Annotated in this window: 19 protein-coding genes; 1 reads left to right on the top strand and 18 read right to left on the bottom strand. The window is 38.8% G+C overall.

Annotation, left to right across the window (positions count from 1 at the left end):
* Positions 1-133: 133 nt before the first annotated feature.
* From ACFSR6_RS12560 to ACFSR6_RS12485, 16 genes are all read right to left on the bottom strand, one after another.
* Positions 134-676, bottom strand: coding sequence for a DUF420 domain-containing protein (locus ACFSR6_RS12560; RefSeq protein WP_379079371.1), 543 nt, complete (start codon positions 674-676; stop codon positions 134-136).
* Positions 677-761: 85 nt separating this feature from the next.
* On the bottom strand, positions 762-1,457 hold the full coding sequence (locus ACFSR6_RS12555) for an SCO family protein (RefSeq protein ID WP_379079369.1): 696 nt from the start codon (positions 1,455-1,457) through the stop codon (positions 762-764).
* Positions 1,457-1,810, bottom strand: a complete 354-nt coding sequence (locus ACFSR6_RS12550) for a cytochrome C oxidase subunit IV family protein (RefSeq protein ID WP_379079366.1) — start codon at positions 1,808-1,810, stop codon at positions 1,457-1,459. Before ACFSR6_RS12550 ends, ACFSR6_RS12555 begins: the two co-directional genes overlap by 1 nt.
* Positions 1,811-1,835: 25 nt before the next feature.
* On the bottom strand, positions 1,836-2,549 hold the full coding sequence (locus ACFSR6_RS12545; protein WP_113947728.1) for a cytochrome c oxidase subunit 3: 714 nt from the start codon (positions 2,547-2,549) through the stop codon (positions 1,836-1,838).
* A gap of 31 nt (positions 2,550-2,580) precedes the next feature.
* A complete protein-coding gene (locus ACFSR6_RS12540; protein WP_379079362.1) occupies positions 2,581-3,147 on the bottom strand; it encodes a cytochrome c oxidase subunit 3 in 567 nt (188 codons plus the stop codon).
* A gap of 15 nt (positions 3,148-3,162) precedes the next feature.
* On the bottom strand, positions 3,163-4,071 hold the full coding sequence (cyoE, locus tag ACFSR6_RS12535) for a heme o synthase (protein ID WP_379079359.1): 909 nt from the start codon (positions 4,069-4,071) through the stop codon (positions 3,163-3,165).
* Between the two features lie 12 nt (positions 4,072-4,083).
* The gene (locus ACFSR6_RS12530) at positions 4,084-5,142 is read right to left on the bottom strand and encodes a COX15/CtaA family protein (RefSeq protein WP_379079356.1); all 1,059 of its coding nucleotides are present in this window, start codon (positions 5,140-5,142) and stop codon (positions 4,084-4,086) included.
* Between the two features lie 82 nt (positions 5,143-5,224).
* Positions 5,225-7,105, bottom strand: coding sequence for a cytochrome c oxidase subunit I (locus tag ACFSR6_RS12525; protein WP_379079353.1), 1,881 nt, complete (start codon positions 7,103-7,105; stop codon positions 5,225-5,227).
* Between the two features lie 23 nt (positions 7,106-7,128).
* Positions 7,129-8,361, bottom strand: coding sequence for a cytochrome c oxidase subunit II (locus ACFSR6_RS12520; protein ID WP_379079350.1), 1,233 nt, complete (start codon positions 8,359-8,361; stop codon positions 7,129-7,131).
* A 67-nt stretch (positions 8,362-8,428) separates the two neighbouring features.
* Positions 8,429-9,649 (bottom strand): quinol:cytochrome C oxidoreductase, encoded by a 1,221-nt coding sequence (locus tag ACFSR6_RS12515; protein WP_379079347.1) that lies wholly within the window; start codon positions 9,647-9,649, stop codon positions 8,429-8,431.
* 16 nt (positions 9,650-9,665) lie between these two features.
* The gene (locus ACFSR6_RS12510) at positions 9,666-10,271 is read right to left on the bottom strand and encodes a c-type cytochrome (RefSeq protein WP_379079344.1); all 606 of its coding nucleotides are present in this window, start codon (positions 10,269-10,271) and stop codon (positions 9,666-9,668) included.
* Complete coding sequence (locus tag ACFSR6_RS12505; RefSeq protein ID WP_183767752.1) at positions 10,243-10,779, bottom strand: DUF3341 domain-containing protein; 537 nt, start codon at positions 10,777-10,779, stop codon at positions 10,243-10,245. Before ACFSR6_RS12505 ends, ACFSR6_RS12510 begins: the two co-directional genes overlap by 29 nt.
* A gap of 2 nt (positions 10,780-10,781) precedes the next feature.
* The gene (gene nrfD / locus ACFSR6_RS12500) at positions 10,782-12,254 is read right to left on the bottom strand and encodes an NrfD/PsrC family molybdoenzyme membrane anchor subunit (protein WP_379079341.1); all 1,473 of its coding nucleotides are present in this window, start codon (positions 12,252-12,254) and stop codon (positions 10,782-10,784) included.
* Positions 12,255-12,280: 26 nt separating this feature from the next.
* The gene (locus ACFSR6_RS12495; protein WP_379079338.1) at positions 12,281-15,322 is read right to left on the bottom strand and encodes a TAT-variant-translocated molybdopterin oxidoreductase; all 3,042 of its coding nucleotides are present in this window, start codon (positions 15,320-15,322) and stop codon (positions 12,281-12,283) included.
* A 48-nt stretch (positions 15,323-15,370) separates the two neighbouring features.
* Positions 15,371-16,669, bottom strand: a complete 1,299-nt coding sequence (locus ACFSR6_RS12490) for a c-type cytochrome (protein ID WP_379079335.1) — start codon at positions 16,667-16,669, stop codon at positions 15,371-15,373.
* 255 nt (positions 16,670-16,924) lie between these two features.
* Entirely contained in the window at positions 16,925-17,905 is a 981-nt protein-coding gene (locus tag ACFSR6_RS12485; protein WP_379079332.1) for a deoxyhypusine synthase family protein, read from the bottom strand.
* Positions 17,906-18,347: 442 nt separating this feature from the next.
* Between ACFSR6_RS12485 and ACFSR6_RS12480 the strand changes: the two genes are divergently transcribed.
* A complete protein-coding gene (locus ACFSR6_RS12480; RefSeq protein WP_379079329.1) occupies positions 18,348-19,478 on the top strand; it encodes a BamA/TamA family outer membrane protein in 1,131 nt (376 codons plus the stop codon).
* 149 nt (positions 19,479-19,627) lie between these two features.
* Here ACFSR6_RS12480 and ACFSR6_RS12475 read toward each other — a convergent pair whose 3' ends face one another.
* Entirely contained in the window at positions 19,628-22,000 is a 2,373-nt protein-coding gene (locus ACFSR6_RS12475; protein WP_379079326.1) for a TonB-dependent receptor domain-containing protein, read from the bottom strand.
* Positions 22,001-23,665: a M56 family metallopeptidase gene (locus ACFSR6_RS12470; protein ID WP_379079323.1), complete on the bottom strand. Its 1,665-nt coding sequence runs from the start codon at positions 23,663-23,665 to the stop codon at positions 22,001-22,003.

The following is a 23,665-nucleotide window of genomic DNA, read 5'->3' as shown; positions in this document are numbered from 1 at the left end:
TTAACCTTAATATAACTTTATAACCAAATATACAGATTAAGAAATTTTACGTGCTAAAAAATGTACAAAAAATAAAAGCCTTAATTTTTAAATAAGGCTTCATTTATACTTCTGGATAATGCTTCTAAATTTCCTAATATTGATAATACGGCGAAATCATCAGGTAAACCACAACACCTGTAACAGCCACATAAAGCCATAATGGAAACGTAATTTTTGCAATTTTCCTGTGTTTATCAAAACGTTCGGCAATTGCCCTTACATAACTAATCAAAACCAATGGTATAATTGCTATTGAAAGCAATATATGTGTTAAAAGGATGAAAAAATAGATATATTTTACCATTCCATCACCACCAAATTTGGTAGAAGGTGTAGTCATATGATAGGCGATATACATCACCAAAAACAGAAGCGAACAGCCAATGGCCGTTTTCATTAAATTTTGGTGCAGAACGATTTTTCCATTTTTAATTGCCCAAACTGCAATAACCAATAATACGGCTGTTATACCATTAATGGTAGCATATATAGGAGGCAGAAACGGAAGCGTTGGTGCATCAATTCCAAGATCCTTTAGCTTTACAACAAACAAAAAGGCTACGGCAACAGGAATAAAAACGGATAAAATAATGATCCACTTGTTATATTTCTTCTCTATTGGGCTATTTTCCATGAGTATTTTTAATCAATTTATTTAATTATTCTATTCGTCTGTAAACTTTGAACTCCAAACTACGGACTCCCAGCTCCAAACTAACCTACCTGCCGTCTTTAACGTTTCTCAGGTATTCAGCAATCAGTACTTTTATCTCGTCTTCCAACCTGGCGTTGGCCTCTGCATTATCAGCATCGTAAATGCCACGGATACGATGAAGATTATCAATGAGCAGGATTTTATTGCTAAAAATAAAGCTTGGCTTTTCTTTACTGTCATCTTCGAGCACATCGAGCAATAACCCCTGTTTAATTAAAGGATAAGTCTGCACAGTATCACCTGCAAGAAAATCCCATTTACCTTCTTTTGCCTTAAAACCTTTAGCGAAATTGCTCAGCTTATTTTTATCAGCGGGATCTACAGATAAACTTAAAAATTTAACTAATGGTTTTTGTTCATAACCATCAGATAACTGTTTAATATATTTATTAGTTTGTTGACTACCGGCGCCTGAATAGAACAGGTTAAGTACCACTATCTTATTTTCTAAAGATTTCCAGCTGATAGTATCATTATGTTGGTTGATCAGTTTGAAATCCGGAACCTGATGATAAATGGTATCTGGTATTTTCTTCCCTTTAACACTATGGAATGTAGAGGCAACTATTTTTTTTCCAAAAATTGGTAAACTCTTATATCTGTTTTTTGCAAAGTGCGGCAATAAGTAAAAAAATAAAAATCCCGGTATAGCTAAAATGCTTACCAGGATTAATACCTTTTTTATCGGGCTTCTTTTCATTAATGGTGTAGCATGTGCAGATTTAAAAATCCACCTTCTGTTAACATTAAAACAATAAAGTAAATAATAAAAATGAACGATACGGTTAATGAAAGCTGCAACCCCAGTTTCTCATATTTTAAGTGCATAAAATAAGCCACGATATAAAATGCTTTCAATAAAGTTAACACAATATAAACATAGTTACCGATGTGCTGGGTCATGTATCCTTTCGGAATTAATACCAACGCAATGATGAACTCAATTACCGTGATTAATAAAAGGACACCAAAAACTTTCCAGATTTTACCTTTTGATAAACCTGCGTGCTCATCGTGCCCGTGACCTTCTGTTGTATGTGAGTGCTCTGACATAAAAATATTTTTATAATATGATAAATTAAACCAAATAGAAGAATGTAAATACAAACACCCATACTAAATCTACAAAGTGCCAGTATAAACCAACTTTTTCAACCATTAAATAATGACCACGTTTTTCGAAAGTTCCGTTAATGGTCATGATCAGGATGATGATATTGATGATTACACCACTAAATACGTGGAAACCGTGGAAACCCGTAATGGTAAAGAACAAGTTTGCAAATTGTTGTGATGCAATTAAAGATACATCTTCTGGTTTATTGAAAAAGTGTTTTAATTCTTCAGCAGAAGGGATATGTCCCCACCAGAAACCATCATGGTGTAAGTGTGTCCACTCAATTGCCTGACAGCCTAAGAACATGAAGCCACCGATAATGGTTGCAATCATCCAGCCAATTACTTCTTTTTTAGAACGTCTGTGTCCGGCTTCTACAGCCAATACCATGGTTACCGAACTCATGATCAGGATAAAAGTCATGATCCCCACAAATACCAATGGAGCACCGTGTTCCATTACACCTGGGATAGATTGGAAAACTTTATCTGGAGCTGGCCATGTTAATTTAGAAAAACGCTGAGCGCCGTAGTAGATCAATAAAGATGAAAAGGTAAAAGCATCTGACAAAAGGAAAAACCACATCATGATTTTGCCATATTCTACCGACCACGGAGAACGACCACCATTCCATGGTCCGGTTTTAACTTGATCTAATTGTGATACTGCATTCATTTGGAAATAGTATAATAGTTTGTTAACAAATTTAACGGTTCAAAAGTAAAAAAACATACAGATATATCCATAATATATCTATAAAATGCCAAAAAATAGAAGCGATTTCCATTCTATACTGGCTTTTAGCAGTAGGGATATTCTTATAACTACCTGCTAATGCACTAATAATAAGGCCAACACCTGCAATAATGTGCAATAAGTGCATACCCGATACTACATAAATAAAAGAAATGGCTGCATTATTGCCTACAAGCGTAGCACCAGTTCTTACCATGCTTCCCCATGCGTTAAACTGCATTACGCCAAAAACGATGGCCAATATAACGGTAACCCAAAGCAGGTTACGCTGTAAGCCAAAATTCAGTTTTTTTAATGCTTTCGCTGCTAAAAATAAGGTGATACTGCTGGCAATAATCACTATGCTCGAGTAAATAAAAGCATCGGGGAGCACTAAGCCATGCCCTTTGCCCTTAGATGCCGCAAATACCAGGTAATAACTGGTAAAGCCTGCGAACATAATGGTAGATGTTACTACAAATAGCCAAACAATAAACTTTCTGGGTTTGGGATCAAATGTATCCTGGAATTTTTCCATCGCGATATCCATAAGTTATTTTGCTATAAAATTTAATAATAAGCCCAGCTGTACAGCAGGGATGTAAAAAAACGAACAGAACATCACTTTCTTTGCATCACTTAATTCTCTGTTCATTAAAAGTTTAAAAGCCAACCAGCTAAATATTAATCCGGCTACTAATGATAAACCTGCGATATAATAACCACCAAAGCCATAAATGGTTGGCAATAAACTCACAGGGATTAAAATCAGCGTACTTAAAAATGTAAGCAAGGCCGAAGTTTTGTCTCTTTTTTTGGTTGGTAACAACCTGAAACCCGCTTTTTTATAATCATCATCCAGCACCCATGCAATGGCCCAAAAGTGAGGAAACTGCCATACAAACTGGATCAGGAATAAAATACCGGCAATGTAATAATCAATTTCATGGAACATTTCTGCCTTTAAGCTCCCGAAAGCAGCCAGATAGCCAATAAGTGGCGGCAATGCACCAGGAATGGCCCCCACAAAAACAGCGATTGGCGATTTTCTTTTTAAAGGTGTATAAGCAAATGCATATAATAAAATCGAAAACACAGATAAAAGTCCCGTTTCAAGGTTTAATTTCCCTAATAACCAGGTTCCCAGAAAGCCCATAAAAACGCCCAGGATTAAGCCTTGCCCGGTAGTCATTCTACCAGCCGGCATCGGGCGGTCTTTTGTCCGCGACATGAGTTTATCCAGGTCTTTTTCAATAATCTCGTTAAAACAGTTTGCTGCTGCCGTAACTAAAAATCCTCCGGCAATTAAGATCAGCCAGTTCCCCCAGTCAATGGTAGGGATATGACCTCTGCCTACCTGCATTTTCTGTCCGATTAAGAAAGAAATCGATGCAGAAAACACTACCGTAAACGATAGCCTGAATTTGATAAGTTTAGAAAAATCTGAAATATATTGTTTCAATTCCCTTAAATATTATTGTTTATAAGTACTTGTACGGTAAACCAGCAAGTACAGATAAAATTGTAAACTAAATAGCAACGTAGAGAACAGGATATGCAGCGCCTGTGCTGCCGGCGGAAAAGCAATGTAAGCCAATGCAAAACCACTTAATAATTGTACCAAGAGCGTAATCAGAATAAATCTGGCCGTTAACAATGGTGCTGCCTTACCGCTAAAACGGTCTATTACCATTTTATATACAATCGCGTTAGTTACCACCACCAAAATGGCCAGGTCGCGATGGTAAGAAAATACGGATCCTACCTTCGAAAGCCAGGTACTCTTACTGCCATAGGCAAGTTCTTTTGCAATCACATCTACTGCTTCCCTTACATCGGTTCCCAATACAATCTGAACAATACTGATTACGAGCGTAAAAAACAGGAAGCCTTTTAGCCATAATATCCGGTACATAATTACTGAAGGTGCTTTACTGAGCTGTTTCGCGTAATTATAGGTATAAATAGATATGGCCAGAATAACCAATGCCAAAAGCATGTGTACGGTAACAACCCACTGTGTGAGGTTGGTTGATACCACTATAGAGCCTAACCAACCCTGATAACCTACCACAAATAAATTCAGTATACTTAACGCGATAATACGTTTAGCCGTTTTACGGTAGGTAAATGAATAAACCGCGGTTAAAAACAGAAATATTCCTGCTGCTACGCCAGCTAATCGGTTAAGGTATTCAGTCCAGGTTTTTACTGGGTTAAACTCCTCTGGTATGGTAATGCTTTTATCGTGCCTGATACTATCTGCAAGGGCAACCTTTCCCATGCTTTCAAGGTATTTGGCAAATTTTTCGTTCTTTTTTAACCTACCCGCTACATATTTTTCTTTATAGTTGGCAGGAAGCTGTGATACATCGGTTGGCGGAATATAACGGTCGAAACATTTAGGCCAATCCGGACAGCCCATGCCAGAACCTGTACTGCGTACAATACCTCCGGCAAGTATAACCAGCAGCGTAACGATGATGGTTATAAGATTAATGTTAATGAAACGTTGTTCTGATCTGCTGACCATATATCTATTAAGATGAAAAGGGTATCCGGATAAGCAGAAACTTAATCAGATACCCCTTTTAAAATTTTATTTAAAGCTTAGACTAGCCCTTGTTTTCTGCAATAGGATTAGCTAATTCCCACTCTTGCTGAATTTTCTCTGCTTCTTCATTTCCTTCAAAATCGTGAGGCAGGTTAGAGCTCATGGTTTGAGAGAAAGGAACAGTTTGAGGGATAAAGTCTGCATCATGTCCTGGCTTGCTATAATCGTAAGGCCATCTGTAAACAGTTGGAATTTCTCCAGGCCAGTTACCATGTAAATGTTCAACTGGTGCTGTCCATTCTAAAGTATTAGCTTCCCAAGGGTTTTGAGGAGATACTTTTCCTTTAAAGATCGAGTAGAAGAAATTGAACAGGAATGCTACCTGTGCAAGTGCTGCCATAATAGCTGCCCAAGTTACAAATACGTTTACTGTTAACCACTTCTTCATAAATTCGAACTCGGTAAATGCATAGTAACGACGAGGTACACCATCTAAACCTAAGAAGTGAAGTGGGAAAAATACCAAATAAGCTGCAATGAAAGTTAACCAAAAATGCAGGTATCCCAATTTGGCATTCATCATTTTACCAAACATTTTAGGGAACCAGTGGTAAACACCGGCAAGCATACCGAAAATTGCTGCCGAACCCATTACCAGGTGGAAGTGGGCAACAACAAAATAAGTATCGTGCAAGTTAATATCTAAAGATGCATTTCCTAAAAAGATACCGGTTAAACCACCAGATATAAAGAATGACACCAAACCGATCGCGAATAACATTGCCGGGGTGAAACGGATGTTACCACGCCATAATGTAGCTAAATAGTTAAAGGTTTTTACTGCAGATGGTACCGCAATGATCAATGTAGTGATCATAAATACACCGCCCAGCAATGGATTCATACCCGTTACAAACATGTGGTGACCCCAAACGATGAACGATAATACGGTGATACCGATAAGCGAGTAAACCATTGCGTGGTAACCAAAGATCGGTTTACGCGAGTTTACAGAAATTACCTCAGAGGAGATACCCAATGCAGGCATAATTACGATATATACCTCAGGGTGACCTAAGAACCAAAATAAGTGTTGCCATAAAATTGGCGAACCACCTTCATTTGGTAAAATATCGGTACCCATTACGATATCTGATAAATAGAAACTAGTTCCGAAACTACGGTCGAATACCATTAATACTACCCCGGCTACAAGAACAGGGAAAGATAAGATACCTAAAATAGCAGTCAGGAAGAAAGCCCAAATGGTTAACGGCATTTTCCAAAGGTCCATACCTTTAGTACGCATGTTTAAGATTGTACTTACGTAATTGATACCTCCCATTAAAGATGAGGCTACGAAAAGCACCATACTTACTAACCACAGTGTCATACCTAAACCTGAACCCGGCATAGCCTTAGCTACAACAGATAATGGGGGATAAACCGTCCAACCTCCTGAAGCAGGTCCCGTTTGGATGAAAAACGATGACATCATTACCACACATGCCAGGAAGAAGAACCAATACGAAAGCATGTTCAGGAATGGCGAAGCCATATCTCTCGCCCCTACCTGAAGCGGAATCAGTAAGTTACTAAAGGTACCACTTAAACCAGCGGTTAGTACAAAGAATACCATGATGGTACCGTGGATGGTTACCAAAGCCAGGTAAAAATCAGGTTTGATACGGCCACCTTCTGCCCATTTACCCAAAAAGGTTTCTAAAAATGGGAAGTTTTTATCTGGCCATGCCAATTGAATACGGAATAAAATTGATAAGCCCATTGCAATTACCGCCATAATAATACCGGTAATTAAAAATTGCTTAGCAATCATTTTATGATCCATACTAAAGATATACTTTGAAATCAAAGTCTCTTTATGATGCCCATGATCAGCGTGATCGTGATTGTGTTCGTCGTGTAATGCTATTGTTGACATAATTCGTTCGCTCCTGCTTAATATTATTTATTTAAAGCCATTTGGTTAGTTTTCACAGCAGCTGAATCTTTAGCTGCTGAATCTGCTACCGATTTTACAGGTGCAGGTGCCCCTGGCAAATTAAATTGTTTTCTTAAATCGTCGTTTAAGTATGTTTTCTGCTCAGCTATCCAAGTTTTGTACTCAGCTTCAGAAACTACACGTACCACTTTTTGCATGTTGTAGTGACCAGATCCACAGATTTTAGCACAGTAGAAAAGGTACTTAAAGTTAGGATCATTTGTTTCCTGTTGCATTTCTGCAGTAGTTTTTGTAGGTGTAAACTCAAAGAAAACACGCATACCTGGCACAGTATTTAATTGTACTCTGAAATGTGGCATATAAAAACTGTGAATTACATCTTTACTGGTAAGGATCAGTTTTACCGGTTTTCCAACAGGAATTACCATTTCATCTGCCATCTCATCATCGCGCGAGTTCAAGTCCTTGAAATCGATACCCAATGGATTGGTAGCTGTAGTTAACTTATAGTTTTTAGCTCCAACAATTCCGTCTGCTCCGGGATAACGGATAGACCATTTAAACTGCTCAGAAGTAACTTCGATTTGCAATGGTTTATTTTTAGGATCTTCTGTTTTGAAGAAAATCGATCTCCAGGTTAAGAAACCCATCAATACCAATACTGTTAATACCAAAGCTGGAATAATTGTCCAGATTTTCTCGATTGTATTGTTATGCGGATAGTAATAAGCTTTTCTTTTAGCAGAATATTTGTAGATATAAGAAAAACCGAATAACAGGATGTGTGTAACTACAAATACGATTGTGGTGATGATCAATGTTAAATTGAACATTTTATCAATTTTCTTTCCATGTTCTGACGCTGCATCAGGAAGCAGCATAGCACCATGTACGGTATATTCCCAATATACACCATATAAACCTACCACTAAAAACAGGGCAAATAAACTTGCATGAATCCTGTTCCAGTTGATGCCTACAGGTTTACCCTGTGCTTCGCGGCTTAATTCATATACCCTTATTGCTTTACCAATAATGGCAATGAATAAACATATGGCAAGAAAAGCCAGTACATAAAATATTACTGATTTATAAATCTCGCCCATATCAACCTTCGGTGCCGCGGCAGCTCCTGCTGCTGCATCTTGCGCAAATACGCTAGTGTTTGCAAAAGCGGTAATCAATACTGCTAAAGCTGCGGTCGTTTTATTCGTTATAAACTTTCTTAAACTCATTTTCTTAAAAGTAGTACGCCGTACTGCTAATTATAATAATTAAAATATTTGCTATATCCTACCACCACTATAACTGATGGTGCAAACTTTCTTGTAATAATGGGTGGTTCTTTGCAATTAAAGGTTTTTTGCTCAATGCTGTTAAAACCGTAAAGGTAAACAATCCAACAAAACCCAGTGCTGTACCAATTTCAATAATGCCAAAACCGTTATGTGCTTCTACCGTTCCTGGCATAATCATCTGGTAGTAATCTACCCAATGGCCTAACAATACTACGATTGAAACGAATAATAATTTAACATCAGTTCTTTTGTTATCCCTGTCCATTAACAATAATACAGGTGCTAAGAAGTTCATGGCAAGGTTTAAGAAAAACCAGAATTTGTAATATTCAAAGCGTTTGTAAAAATATACGGTTTCCTCTGGCATGTTTGCATAATAGATCAACAAGAACTGGGCAAACCATACATAAGTCCAAAAGATAGAGAAACCAAAGATAAACTGACCTAAGTTATGCAAGTGGCTATTGTTAACCCACTGCATGTATCCTGCTCTTCTTAGTAGGATAATGATCACAGCGATAGTTGCTAAACTGCTCACCCACATTGCTGCGAAGTTATACCAGCCAAACATGGTTGAGAACCAGTGAGCCTCTAATGACATGATGGTATCAAAAGCAAATACAGGTGTAGTAAAACCGTAAATTACCAAGAAGATACAAGCATTTTTAAAGCTTTTTCTGTATGAATTTAAACCACCTGCTAAATCCTCATTATAAGAAAACTTAACAAAAAGGATCGAAAATATACTGTATATACCTAAGAACACCACCTGGCGACCTAAGAAGAAAGGCACATTTAAGAATACCGATTTACCAGCAATAATGGCATCGTAATTAGGGCTACCCTCTACGGTTAAACCATCTGCATGCCAGTGGTGATATAAATTGTGTGAGTACAAACCTGCTGAAATAACTACAATAAGTATTACAGCTGCTATTGGCAACGTTTTTGCCATAGCTTGTGGTACACGTAAAATTGATGCAGACCAACCTGCTTGAGCTACATATTGAACAGCAAGGAAAAATGTACCCGACATACATACGCATGCAAAGTAATACGCCATAAGTAACAGGTTAGCAAAAGTACGCTCGTGCATTACTTTATCGCCCGCGAAGAAACCATAAGCTATAGCAACAACACCTAAAATGATGCCTACTATGCTTAATGTTTTTACTTTACCTGTAAACTCAAACTGTTCACTAAAATTAATATTGTGAGTTCCCATTTATATTCTGCTTTACTTATTGTTGTTTTTGTAATTCCTGAACATACATCACTACTTTCCAACGATCAATTGGAGAGATCTGCGATGCATGCGAACCCATGTTATTTACACCGTAGGTAATGGTATGGTAGATTTTACCGGCAGTAAGCGCTTTCATCTCTCCACCTCTTGACGAACTTCCGGAGAAGTAAGAAGGTACACCGCTAAATTTCTCTATTTTAACCAGGTGTCCTTGTCCATCACCTTTTTCACCATGGCATGGGCTGCAGAACACTTTAAACAAGTGTTGTCCCTGTGCCAAGTTAATGGTATCAACCGGTAAAGGGTTTACCATGCTTACACCTGCTGCTTCATATCCTTCTTTTGTATTAGGATACTCATCGTACTCGGTAAATCCTACCGGTTTGGTATGTGCAGGCGGCAACTGTGCAGTTTTACCGTCTTTAAAATTTTTATTTGGCTGATCCGGGTTATAAGCAATCGGATCATACATGTTCCTGGCATATTCTAAACCAGTACTGCGTTTATCTCTACATGCCGAAAAGGTAACTGCGAAAGCAATAGCTAAAAACGACCTGTAAACAAATTTATTCTTATTCATAGCTAACGTACTTCCTTTCATTATACTTTACTTCTAAAGCACCTGCACCTTTTAATAAACCATCAATTACAGTGTGTTCTGCGTTGTCTTTTGCATCAATTGCAATTACAAAGCGGTCGTCAGTTGCCCTTAAATCCATTACGCGAGGCGCCCTACCCGGAAATAAGTGGGTAGAAGCATAATACGTTAATACCATACCGAAAGCACAGAATAATACGGTAAGCTCGAACATTATCGGCACAAAATCCGGCAATGCGAATGATGGTTTACCACCAATGTTTACTCTCCAATCAATTACTGCGCAGAAATAAATCAAAGCGAATGCACAGCAGGTACCGGTAATACCAAAGCAAAACGCTGCGATATCAATCCTTGATCTTTTAATTCCTAATTTGGCCTCTATTCCGTGTATAGGCATCGGGGTATATACATCATAAATACTGATGTTATTTTCCTGAAGCTTTTCGATGCCGTGCATCATTTCATCAGGATCGCCAAAGCTGCCTAAAATATATTTGATATCACTCATTGTTATATTTTTGCGTAATCTTCTTGTTTAACACTATCAAATTTTTCTAACGATTCAATATACTCGTTAATGTATTCAGGTTTTTCTGAACCTTCTTCAATAATCTTTTTCTTAGCCTGTTCTGAAGCCGATTTAAGAATGATTTTTACCTCTGCAATAGCAATTGATGGCAATACCCTTAAGAACAATAAGAATAAAGTAAAGAATAATCCGATTGAACCTACGAATACACTGATATCAACCCAGGTTGGATAAAACATCGCCCAGCTTGAAGGGATGTAATCGCGGTGTAATGAAGTTACGATAATTACGAAACGCTCAAACCACATCCCCACGTTTACTACGATTGATAAAATCCAGGTAGCTTTAATGCTTAAACGGATCTTTTTGAACCATAATAACTGTGGTGAGATTACGTTACAGGTCATCATCATCCAGTACGACCACCAGTAAGGACCTGTAGAACGGTTAACGAATGCATATGATTCATATTCAGAACCTGAATACCAGGCAATGAAGAACTCTGTTAAGTAAGCCACACCTACAATTGATCCGGTTAAGATGATGATCTTGTTCATCGACTCGATGTGGAACATGGTGATGTAGTTCTCCAGACCCAATACTTTACGTGCAACCAATAATAGCGTTAATACCATCGCAAAACCTGAGAAGATCGCCCCGGCCACGAAATATGGAGGGAAGATGGTAGTGTGCCATCCAGGAATTACCGAAGTTGCAAAGTCCATTGATACAATGGTGTGTACCGAAAGTACAAGTGGTGTAGAGATACCAGCTAAGATTAACGACACCGCTTCGAAACGCTGCCATGTTTTAACGCTTCCGCTCCATCCAAATGAAAAGATTGAATAGATTTTTCTGCGTGTACCTACTGCACGGTCGCGGATGGTCGCGATATCTGGTAATAAACCTGTGTACCAGAATAATAATGATACAGAGAAATAGGTAGAGATCGCAAACATATCCCACACCAATGGTGAGTTAAAGTTTACCCAAAGTGAACCGAACTGATTTGGCAGGGGTAATACCCAATACGCTAACCAAGGGCGGCCCATATGCGATACAACGTAAGTTGCGGCACAGATTACGGCGAAGATAGTCATCGCTTCTGCCGAACGGTTGATCGAGTTACGCCAGTTCTGACGGAAAAGTAAAAGTACGGCCGAAATAAGTGTTCCGGCGTGACCAATACCTACCCACCATACGAAACCGGTGATATCCCATGCCCAACCTACTGTTTTATTTAAACCCCAAGATCCGATACCATTCCAGAAAGTGTAGCTTACTGCTACAACCCAAAGTAGGGCACCTAATGAGGCAACGGTGAAACCAATCCACCAAGCTTTATTTGGCTTGTTTTCTACCGGCATCAAAATATCGTCCGTAATTTTAGCATACGTGATATTATCGCCGGTAATTAATGGTTCTCTAAGTATTGATTCGTTATGTCCTGACATAATTTGTATTTTCTTTATACTAAAGCTTACGCTTGTACTTTTGTATCTGTGTTTCTAATTTTAGTCATATATCCGATACCTGGTTTCACATTAATTTCTTCTAATACGTAGTAGATACGCTCAGAACGTAATGCTTTTGAAACCTCTGAATTAGGATCGTTTGAATCACCAAATATGATTGCATTTGCTGAACAAGCTTCTTGACAAGCCATTTTAATATCGCCATCTTTTAATGGACGTTTTTCCAATTTAGCCTGTAATTTGCCACCTTGTATACGTTGAATACACATTGAGCATTTCTCCATCACACCACGCGAGCGTGTAGTTACATCAGGGTTTAAAACCAATTGGGTAAACTCGTTATTTAAATAGTTATCGAAACGCGAATCGTTCCAGTAATTGAACCAGTTGAAACGACGTACTTTGTACGGACAGTTGTTAGCACAGTAACGTGTACCTACGCAACGGTTGTAAGCCATGTGGTTTAAACCATCTGAAGAGTGTACGGTAGCCAATACCGGACAAACGGTTTCGCAAGGTGCATGATCACAGTGCTGGCACAACATTGGTTGGTGAACCACAGAAACATGATCCAAGTCTTCCAACTTAGCAATTTCTTTTTCTTTAGTTACATCACCTGCTGGTGTTTCGTAGCTATAGTAACGGTCTATACGGATCCAGTGCATCTCGCGGCGACGGCGAACCTCATCACGGCCTACTACCGGAATGTTGTTTTCTACGTTACACGCAACAATACAAGAACCACAACCAGTACAAGCATTCAAATCGATTGCCATTACCCAGTTGTTACCTGGTTTCTCATACTGATCCCAAAGATCATAATCTTTATGCTCGCCTTTCTCGTTACCTGCACCAGGATTTTTTAAGTACTCCTTAAAAGTAGCTTCTTTAATCACGGCACGGCCCTCGAAAGAATGGTGAGTCTGTGTTTGTGCAAGCTCATAGTAACCGCCTGTTGGGCTGATGGTTACATTGGTAGCATATTGCATGGTTCCGTTTACAAAAGAAATGAAAGGGAAAGCATTTTTACCTACATCATTTCCTGCCTTACCTGCTTTCTGACGGCCATAACCTAAAGCAATAGAGGCTGTTCCCTGTGCTTGTCCTGGCTGGATCAACACCGGAAGCTCTACTGAATATCCATTGCTACCTTTAACAGCAACAACGTCAAATTCTTTAACTTTTAATTTTTCAGCAGTTTTTGGTGCAAGTGCAACAAAGTTATCCCAGGTTACTTTTGATACCGGATCAGGTAATTCCTGTAAGAAAGCGTTGTTGGCATTTTTACCATCACGCATCGGTACATTTTCGTAAACCTGTAACTCTAACTGATCGCCACCTTTTGCAAGGCTTTTGCTGCTATTGATGATTGAAGTTGCTACAGCATTTAATGATAAAGTAAAGCTGTAGGCTCCAGCCGTTTTAGCAGTGGTAGTTACCACACCTTTTTCTAAAACCTGATCCCATTTAAGACCGGCAGCCGGTAATACTTTAGCTTCCCAGTTGCTGCGTACAAACTGGTAGTAATCTTTAACAGGGGCATCTGCCCAGATTAATAAACTCTCTTCTGCCTGACGGCTATTGAATACCGGGTTAATGGTTGGCTGAACGATAGAATAATATCCTTCGTAAGCGTTAGCATCACCCCATGATTCTAAGTAGTTATGGTTAATCGCAATGGCATCGCAAAGTGAAGCAGTTTCATCGGCACGGTCTGAGAAAGAAATTTTCGTAGGTACCTTTGCCAATGCATCTGTAAATGCTTTTGCATTTGCTGCATCGTAAGCCGGGTTGCTGTTTAAGAATAATACTGCACCAACCTCACCACGGCTCATTTCGGCAACTAGACCATTAAATTCGGCATCGTTACCAGCATATAAATGGCAAACATTATCCAAATCGATAGTAGTACCATAACTTCCGATAGCGGCGTTAATGGCATTTACTAAAATCTGAGTAGAAACGTCGTTAGAACCGCAAACTACAAGGCCTTTACCTTTATTTTGCAATAATTCTTTTGCTGCCAGTTTAATTACTTTATCGGCAGTAGCGTTGTTACCCAACGTTCCGCCTGGTAAAGCTGCACCTGTAATTGCATTATATAAAGCAATTAAAGCAGGACCTTCTTCCGATAATTTAACCGGAACACGGGTATCTGCATTGGTACCTGTTAAGCTCATTCCACTTTCAAACTGAATGTGGCGGCTCATTTTTTTATTTTCTAACGATTTGTAGTTACGGTTAGCGGTGTATTGAGCAGTAAACTCTTCACCACTGATCCAGGTACCCAAGAAATCGGCACCGAAACTTACAATTAAATCGGCTTTATCAAAGTTATATTTTGGTAAAACAGCTTTACCGAAACTGTTCTGATTGGCCTGGATAATACCTGTGTAAGAAACTGCATCGTACTGCACCAGTTTAGCAGCAGGATATTTCGCCACAAAAGCAGCAATTACTGCATTTGTTGACGGGCTGTTTACCGTTGATGATACGATACGGATTTTCTTCCCACCCGCCTGTGCCTTTGCCAGTTCGCCTTTTACAAAGCTGTCGATTTTAGCCCAGGTGGTCTCTTCAACCTGTCCATTTTTCACGGTAGCAGGTGCTTTTAGTTTAGATACATCGTATAAATCCAATACAGAAGCCTGTGCTCTTGCATCCGTACCGCAGTTAAATTGTCCCGCATTAGGATTTGGTTCAATTTTAATCGGACGTCCTTCTCTTGTTTTAACCAAGATACTCTGGCCATTGAAGCTGGAAGTATAGAAGTTAGGTATACCAGGGGTTACTTCCTCAGGTTTTACCAGGTAAGGGATAGATTTTTTTAACGGTGTACTTTGGCAGGCAGCTAATGTAACCACACCTAAACCAAAACCTAACGCCTTTAAAAAGTCGCGGCGTGGGGTAACGGTACTTAACCCTGCTTCATTTAAAACATCTTCAATTGGAAGTGGCTCGGCGAATTCGTTTTTGTTATTCTTAACAAAATCGGGTGTATTGTTATACTCCTCTAAGCCTTTCCAGTATTTTTTATTGCTTTCCATTTAAGCTATATTACTGTTTATCGAACGTTCTTACTAAACTCTAATCTATTAATAGTGGCATTTACCACACTCTAAACCACCCAATAAAGCTGGTGTGATTTTCTCGCCTTTTTTAATTTTCTCGTGCGCTTCGATAACCTTAGCGTAGAAAGCATTGTTTTTCTGACCAGAAATATCTGTTTCTTTATGGCAGTTAATACACCATTTCATGGTTAATGGAGAATATTGATAAATTTCTTCCATGGTATTAACCGGACCGTGACAAGCGAAACAAACAGGTTCAGTTGGCTGTAATCCTTTTGCTTTACGGATTGCGTCTTCTGCAACCACCACGTGCTGAGAGTGGTTGAAGTAAGCAAAATCAGGAAGATTGTGTACACGTACCCACTCCATTGGTTTTGACTTACTTTCGTCGTATTTCTGTGTTTCAGGATCGTAACCTAAAGCACTGTAGATTTTTTTGATCTCAGGAGAAATCTCACCATCATATTTATCCCTTGCCTGTACCGCTTTGTGACAGTTCATACAAACATTTAATGAAGGGATGGTTGCATTTTTAGATTTAAACGCACCGTTGTGGCAATACTGGCAATCGATCTGATTGATACCGGCATGCAGTTCGTGCGAGAATTTAATTGGCTGAACCGGCTGATAACCTGTATGAACACCAGTGTTCCACATGCCCATCCAACCGAATGAACCTAAACAGATGATCAAACACAAGATAAAGAACATCACGAACTTCTTGTTTTTGAACATTTTGCGTACACCTACTTTTAACGGCACATCTTCTTCCATCTCGATGCCCTGTTTCTGCAGGATCAAACGCTCCAGCAATTTAGAAGCACGACCTAAGATTACAAGGATAACGATAGCTAATACTACGATAGCAACGATACCTGCGATTGATAAACCTGAAGTACCATGATCTTCGGCACCTGCTTTTGGTGACTTTGGATCTACAGCTGCTTTAGGCTCACCTTCTTTAATGTATGCTAAGATATCTTTTACTTTCGCCTCATCTAACTCAGGGAAAGTAGTCATAGGCACTTTACCGTTATCGTTAAATAATTTAACAGCGGCAGGATCTCCGGCAGCAATTAAAGCCGCGTTGTTCGGGATCCATTTTAATAGGAACGCTTCAGGGTGACGATCGCTTACTCCTTCTAATGCCGGACCAACAACTTTGTGATCTAACGCATGGCACGAAGAACATTTCGCTTTGAAAAGCGTTCTCCCCTCTTTAGCATCCTGCGCATTTACGGTAGAAACCGCCATTACGGAAATTGCTGAAAATACGAATAACGACTTCCAAACGCTTTTTAAAATCATCGAGATATCTCTCATAATGAACACTTTATACTTATTTAATTTACTTTTTGTTGTGAAATTGATGATTGAACCCAGATAGCCCCACCAAAACTTGAACAAAAGTATAACTTATTAATAAATCCCATGACATAATAGTGACGGGAAATACAATTTATAATCATTCTAAACAAACGTCATTTCAGGCCGTTCAGGCAATAAAAATGCCCATTTTTGACTTGAAATTCCGAACGGGTATACCAAAAACCAATTTGGTTTATTAAAATCTTATCGTTATTGTTTTAATATCCAGGCAAACATTAACGGTGCTACAATTGTTGCATCACTTTCTACAATAAACTTTGGCGTATTAATATCCAGTTTGCCCCAGGTAATCTTTTCGTTTGGTACAGCTCCTGAATAAGAACCATAAGAAGTGGTCGAATCTGAAATCTGGCAGAAATAGCTCCAAAACGGAATATTCTCCATTTCCATGTCCTGGTATAACATCGGCACCACACAGATCGGGAAATCGCCGGCAATACCTCCACCGATCTGGAAGAAACCGATTCCCTTGCCTGCAGAGTTTTTAACGTACCAATCGGCAAGCCAGCCCATATACTCAATCCCACTTTTCATCGTTGTAGCTTTGAACTCGTTTTTGATCACATAAGAAGCAAAGATGTTACCCATGGTCGAATCTTCCCATCCCGGTACCACAATTGGCAAATTCTTTTCGGCTGCAGCCAACATCCATGAATTTTTAGGATCAATTTCATAGTATTGTTCTAAAACACCGCTTAGCAGCATTTTGTACATAAACTCATGCGGAAAATACCTTTCGCCCGCATCATCTGCATCTTTCCAGATTTTGTGGATGTGTTTTTGTAAACGACGGAAAGCCTCCTCCTCAGGGATACAGGTATCAGTAACGCGGTTATAGTGGTTCTCTAACAAATCCCACTCATCCTGCGGACTTAAGTCGCGGTAATTAGGTACACGTTTATAATGTGAGTGTGCAACCAGGTTCATAATATCTTCTTCAAGGTTGGCTCCTGTACAAGAAATAATGGCCACCTTATCCTGACGGATCATCTCTGCAAGTGAAATACCCAGTTCGGCAGTACTCATGGCACCAGCAAGCGTGATCATCATTTTACCACCCTCATCTAAATGCGTTTCGTAGCCTTTAGCTGCATCCATCATGGCCGCAGCGTTAAAATGGAGATAATTACGCTCCATAAACTGAGATATTGGTCCTCTTGTATTGCTCATTGTGTTCGTTTTGTATTGTTTGCGGCAAAAATAGGCATTTAGGCCGAAAGGTGAAAGCCTAAACGTGTTTAGCGTTTGGCGGGCTGCGTTTGGCGTTAAATTAGTCAGAAGTGAAGAATCTCGAATCCATAGTCCTTAGTCAGTTACATCAGATAAATCTTCTCCTGCGATTGTCATCCTGAGCGTAGTAGAAGGATCTTTTATTTGAAAAGCAGTTGCAGTAGCTTTTATTAAAGGTAGTCCGGCTTTCCGGTACAAGTCCTCGCTTCGCTCCGGGCTTTACCCTTCAATCCGGTTTATTTAACAGAAGGCAATAGCAATAAGGCAATTGGCAATTCAAATGACAAACGAACCAATGACCAATGAGCTAATGACAAATGACCAATGAACAAATGACCAGTGAACGAATGAACTATTAACTAATTTCCTTTTCTTTGCGCTGATGAAAAAATATTATCTGATTATTTTACTTGCACTCGTTTCAGGAACTTCTTTTGCACAAATGAAACTGATCAGGAAAATGCTCTCCAACGAAAAAGATACTACCCGTAAGGCAAGCTTTTTGCCACTTCCTGCTTTTGGCTATAGTCAGGAAACAGGATTTGAATTTGGCGTTGGCGCCATTTATTCCTTTTATATAGACCGTAAGGATACACTGAACCGCAGTTCTAATTTTGCCCTGAACACGACCTATTCTACCAAAAAGACAGCTAATTTTATGCTTAAGGGCGATATGTGGACAAAAGGAAACAAATATCACTTTATCGGCGATATCCGTTTCAAAAATCAGCCCTTTAACTTTTACGGCATTGGCAATGATGCAAAAAAAGCAGATGAAGATAAATTAGACCAAAAGATTTTTAAAACACTTTTCGATGCCGAGATGAATACCCTGCCCAAAGCCTATACCGGTATATCTTTAGGTTTCGAGAATTACCATTTTATAGATAAGGTAGCCGGAGGAATTTTTAGCACCAATCCGAATATTTTAGATAAAGATGGCGGCTCAGTAGCCTGGGTAGGTGCTTCGCAGAGTTACGATACCCGCAATAGCAACAATTACCCTACCAAAGGGTTTTTCGGAAGGGCAACTTATCAGTATGCACCAGATTTTTTCGGCGGCGAAAGTTTCAATGGCTCACAGATTAAGTTAGATCTCCGCGGTTTCTTCAGTCTCGCACCGAAAGTGGTTCTGGGCGTACAAGGCATATTTTATACGATACAAAGTAAAAACACACCGTTTTATTTATTGCAGCAATTAGGCAACGACCAGATGATGCGCGGTTATTATAGCGGCCGTTACCGCGATGAAAACCTGATGGCCACACAGGCCGAAATCCGCTACCGTTTTATGAACCGTTTTGGCATCGTGGCCTTTGCCGGTACCGGAAAAGTTTTTAGCAACGGAGCATTCAATTTCGATGGTCTAAAACCAAACTTCGGTGTTGGTGGGCGTTATTTCTTCGATCCGGCGAAAGGTTTAAGTGTACGCCTTGATTATGGCATAGGCGAAAAACTGGCAAATGAAAAACGGCAGGCCGGTTTTTACATCAGTTTAGCGGAAGCGTTTTAAGGGATGGAAGAGGTGAAAGGGAGAATGGATGATAGAGCAATACCCTATCCTATCCCTTTCATCATCCTGAATACAGTTAGGCACCTTTTAATTATGGAAGGGGAAAAACAAATACTTCTCTTCCATCACCCATTTTCCATCATCCATCCTTAGTTACTCCTTCCCCGCTCCTCCTCATTCCCCGATTTTCTATCGCGGGTTTTAATTTTTTCATTCCCAAAATTATACCTGAACGTAATCCGCAGCTGCCGGCTATCGTAATAGTTATGGTATTCCTGCCTGATATTGTTGATCACACTGCTAAAACGGTATCGGTTTGTTTTGAAAACATCAGCCGCTGTAAAGGCCAATTGTATCTTTTTATTAAGCAATAAAGTTTTGATCCCCACATCGAGGTTGTATTGACTTTTATTTTGGCTCAATCCGTCAACAGTAGGGAGCTGATACCACAGGCTTATTTCGCCTAAAATGGTTTTCGAAGAATTAAAAACAAACTGGTTCAGTGTAGAAAAGTAGACGCCAAATCCGTTTAAATTCCCCAGGGTCTGGGCAATACCGGAACGAGCTACATTGTAAAAAAAATCTAGCTGGCTGTTACTTTCCCATCCTTTTATAACATTAAAACCAATGGTATGACTCAATTGATAGTGGTAGCCGGTTATAAAATTAACCGGTCTGGAAGCCTGAATATTAGTCGCCTGATCAGTAAAATTAACATCATTAAAACCATTTGAGGTTTTTGTAAAAGATAAAGAAGTAGTAAATATATTATAGGTATGGGAAAATTCGATGTTGTCGTTATAAGAAGGCTGCAAAAAAGGATTGCCTTCGGCATAAGCATACTGGTTACTATACCAGCGGAAAGGGTTAAGTTTACGGTAAGGGGGCCGGTTAATACGGCGGCCATAATTTAGCGAAAAAGTGTTTTTATCATTTGCCCTGTAAACTACGTAAATCGTCGGAAAAAAGCGTAAATAGTCATTTTTATTCCGTTCATTAACTGATATTCCATCAACCTGTGTATATTCTCCCCTTAATCCACCCTGAAAATCCCATTTTTTAATCGTTTTATTAAAATTTATATATAATGCCTGGGTATTTTCATCGTATTTGAACAAATTGCTCTGTTGTGGATCTATTTCATAATTACTGTTTCGCGACTTATAAAAGGCAAGATCGCTTTGGTTTTTAATAAAACTCAGCTTTGCACCGAAAGATAATTTAAAGCTTTTATAAGGAAGATCTACATCAGCTTTCAAAGTATATAAATCAATATTTTGTTTACTTGTCGACAGGTATTCGGCAAAGGAATGCGGAATTTCCATTCCATTTTGAAAATAACTGGTATTATTAAAAAACCTGTTTTTATCATCCCTGTAGGTAAACCAATCGCCATTAACGGTGAGCTGTTTACCTACCGAATCCAAGGCTTGTTTTAAATAAATATTCGCCGAATGGTAATGAGACTTAATTTTAGCATTTGCATCAGAATTCAGCATCGAATCTAAGCCCTTGCTTTGGTTGTAAACCTTTGTTCTGATATTCTCTTCAGAATGGAAATCGGTTAATCCTCCATTATACGATAAACCCAATAAGGTATTTTTGGAAGCCTGGTAATCAATTCCTACCTGTCCGCCGGGTACCATCCTGAAATTGCGGTCTTTATTTACAATATTCCAGGTTTGTGTATGATAAAAAACGTCACTTTGCTCAAAAGGAACAATAGACCCCTTTCTGATATTAAAATTAGCATAAAGTGTAATCTTGTTTTTCCGGTAATTTAAATTCCCGCCGGCAGATCCGGTAAAATAGCTTGCTTTAGTCAAAGCCGCATTAACAGAACCTTTAAAACCTTCGGCATTAACTTTCTTAAGCACAATATTAATCAGCCCGTTATTTCCCTGTGCATCAAATTTAGCAGGAGGGTTGGTAATGATTTCAATTTTAGCAATATTAGCTGAAGGGATGGATTTTAAATAATTCGATAGATCATCTGCCGATAAAGGCACCAGTTTATCATTGATCATCACGTTAACCCCTCCCTTGCCTACCAGCAAAACCTTATCGTTCAAAATGCGTACGCCAGGAACTTTCGAAAGTAACTCTAAGGCATCTGTTCCAATTGCAGAGATACTATTTTCTGCATTAAAAACTGTCTTGTCGATCTTTTTCTCCATCAATGCTTTTTTAGCACTAACCTGAACATCGGCAAGCGTATCCGCACTTCTTTGCAGTTGAACCTTAATGATCGTATCGGCCGTTATTGTAATCAAACGGCCAAGACTTTTAAAATTGACTGCAGAAAAAACAACCGAATATTTCCCTGCTGGTAATTTAAATTGGTATATACCTAAACTATCGGTTTGGGTATAAAATACTTTATTCTGAGCTCCAGAAATTTTAACTGTAACAAACGGTAAAGCTTTAAACGCCTCATCCGCTACCTTGCCCGAAAGATTAAGCTGTGCCTGGGAAGAAAAACCAGAAAAAACCGTAATGAAGAAGAAAATATACCTCAGCATCTAGTGATTAAAATCGGCTCCGAATAATTTGGTCTTTTTTGTTTTTATATCAAAAACCAAACTATCTGCTTTTATTTTAGTATCACCTGAAGTCATGGTTGCATCGTTCACAAGCACCCTATTATCCTTTTTGTTATAAACAATTTTAGACCCCGATAACTTTACCTCGTTATAAGATAACATTGCATTTCCGAATAGAGATACAATTAATTTATCCCGGCTTATTTTAACCGAATCTTTGGCAGCATAATCTACTTTGTCATTTAACTTTATTAAAAGATCCTTCTTACGCTCAGCATCATGTATATTCCCTCCTGTTTTAGCTTCATTATTTTCAGCACTATAGGTTCCGCTATTCAAGTCGAAGGTAAATAAGGCTGATTTTATTGTACTTTTCCTATCGAGCGTTTTAAGAGTGGCATTCCTGGCAAGTATTTTATTATTGGCCTGGTCAAATTCTACATATCCCGCTTCCAATCTACAGTTGACAATATCTATAACAGCGTTCTCTATATAATAAGTTTTAGTCTTTACATCGCCCCTCAATTTACGATATGAAATGATTCTAGGCTTAACGGGCTTAGGTTTAACTGTATCTGTTAGCACTTCTTTATTAGATTTAACCTGTGCAGTCTTATATAAAGCAGAAGTAGTCTTATCAATTTTTCCTGAAGATAGGGTTTCGCCAGGAATGTTTCTGATGCTGTTGATATCGGTAAATAATATCTTTCCTTCTTGCACCAATAAGCCACCATGTTTTAAACCAGCCAGTTTATTGGCATATACCACCTGCACAGCAAATAACCAGAACAACCCTGCCACTACTGGCAGTGCCAACAGGTACATTAATTTCTTCATGTTTTTAGATTTTGAGTGAAACAGCATTTTAATACGTTCTTTAACCGGATTTTTTACAAAATTGTGGATCAGGGGCATATCACTTTTGCTGATGGCCAGTTTCAATAATAGATTGGCATAAGCCTGATTTCCGAAACCGTTCGAGGTTATTTCATCAGCCTCATATTCATGCACCTGTTCCAAAACCTTATCGTACAGGTAAATAACGGGATTAAACCATAAAATGGATTTAAAAATCATCAGCATCATTTTATCAGCAGAGTGGAATTGCCTGGCATGTACTTCTTCATGTTTAAGCAAAACGGCCATATCCGACTGACTTATATTATACTCATTGATGAAAACATAATTAAAAAAGGAACAATTGGTAAAACCAACCGATTTGGAAATGAGTTTTAATCCACTGCCATTTTTAGTGTATTTGCCTGTATATTTTAGTAAATTGAACAATCGCCATAAACAGATCAGTAATAAAAGTGAAGCTACTGCAACATAAGCTCCATAAATCTGCTCCGACCAGTTTATCTCGGGTTTTGCCTGACCATCATACTCAGGTAAGATAGGCTGAACAGAATTAAATGGCTTTATTTCACCTACATTGACCGAATTTTGGATCTCTGTTACTACTGTTTCGCGTTTAATTTCAAATTGCACAACAGGGATAATAAAACTCAGCAATAAGGTACCCAACAGGTAAAAGCGATTGATTTTAAAGAACGTGAGTTTTCTTAAAAACAACAGGTAAAAGCCGAAAAACAATACCGTGCAAACGGTAACTTTAAGCAGGTAGATTAACCATTCCATCAT

The sequence above is a fragment of the Pedobacter vanadiisoli genome (genome assembly GCF_042684385.1).
Taxonomy (GTDB): domain Bacteria; phylum Bacteroidota; class Bacteroidia; order Sphingobacteriales; family Sphingobacteriaceae; genus Pedobacter; species Pedobacter vanadiisoli.
This window is presented reverse-complemented; position numbering and strand designations above follow the sequence as displayed.

Excerpts from the sequence above, each read along its gene's own strand:
- ACFSR6_RS12470 (WP_379079323.1), bottom strand. The coding sequence starts at position 23,665 with ATGATGGAATGGTTAATCTACCTGCTTAAAGTTACCGTTTGCACGGTA.
- ACFSR6_RS12530 (WP_379079356.1), bottom strand. The coding sequence starts at position 5,142 with ATGGTCAGCAGATCAGAACAACGTTTCATTAACATTAATCTTATAACC.
- ACFSR6_RS12495 (WP_379079338.1), bottom strand. The coding sequence starts at position 15,322 with ATGGAAAGCAATAAAAAATACTGGAAAGGCTTAGAGGAGTATAACAAT.
- ACFSR6_RS12505 (WP_183767752.1), bottom strand. The coding sequence starts at position 10,779 with ATGAGTGATATCAAATATATTTTAGGCAGCTTTGGCGATCCTGATGAA.
- ACFSR6_RS12485 (WP_379079332.1), bottom strand. The coding sequence starts at position 17,905 with ATGAGCAATACAAGAGGACCAATATCTCAGTTTATGGAGCGTAATTAT.
- ACFSR6_RS12510 (WP_379079344.1), bottom strand. The coding sequence starts at position 10,271 with ATGAAAGGAAGTACGTTAGCTATGAATAAGAATAAATTTGTTTACAGG.
- nrfD (WP_379079341.1), bottom strand. The coding sequence starts at position 12,254 with ATGTCAGGACATAACGAATCAATACTTAGAGAACCATTAATTACCGGC.
- ACFSR6_RS12490 (WP_379079335.1), bottom strand. The coding sequence starts at position 16,669 with ATGAGAGATATCTCGATGATTTTAAAAAGCGTTTGGAAGTCGTTATTC.
- ACFSR6_RS12525 (WP_379079353.1), bottom strand. The coding sequence starts at position 7,105 with ATGTCAACAATAGCATTACACGACGAACACAATCACGATCACGCTGAT.
- ACFSR6_RS12555 (WP_379079369.1), bottom strand. The coding sequence starts at position 1,457 with ATGAAAAGAAGCCCGATAAAAAAGGTATTAATCCTGGTAAGCATTTTA.
- ACFSR6_RS12480 (WP_379079329.1), top strand. The coding sequence starts at position 18,348 with ATGAAAAAATATTATCTGATTATTTTACTTGCACTCGTTTCAGGAACT.
- ACFSR6_RS12520 (WP_379079350.1), bottom strand. The coding sequence starts at position 8,361 with ATGAGTTTAAGAAAGTTTATAACGAATAAAACGACCGCAGCTTTAGCA.
- ACFSR6_RS12540 (WP_379079362.1), bottom strand. The coding sequence starts at position 3,147 with ATGGAAAAATTCCAGGATACATTTGATCCCAAACCCAGAAAGTTTATT.
- ACFSR6_RS12545 (WP_113947728.1), bottom strand. The coding sequence starts at position 2,549 with ATGAATGCAGTATCACAATTAGATCAAGTTAAAACCGGACCATGGAAT.
- ACFSR6_RS12560 (WP_379079371.1), bottom strand. The coding sequence starts at position 676 with ATGGAAAATAGCCCAATAGAGAAGAAATATAACAAGTGGATCATTATT.
- ACFSR6_RS12550 (WP_379079366.1), bottom strand. The coding sequence starts at position 1,810 with ATGTCAGAGCACTCACATACAACAGAAGGTCACGGGCACGATGAGCAC.
- ACFSR6_RS12515 (WP_379079347.1), bottom strand. The coding sequence starts at position 9,649 with ATGGGAACTCACAATATTAATTTTAGTGAACAGTTTGAGTTTACAGGT.
- ACFSR6_RS12475 (WP_379079326.1), bottom strand. The coding sequence starts at position 22,000 with ATGCTGAGGTATATTTTCTTCTTCATTACGGTTTTTTCTGGTTTTTCT.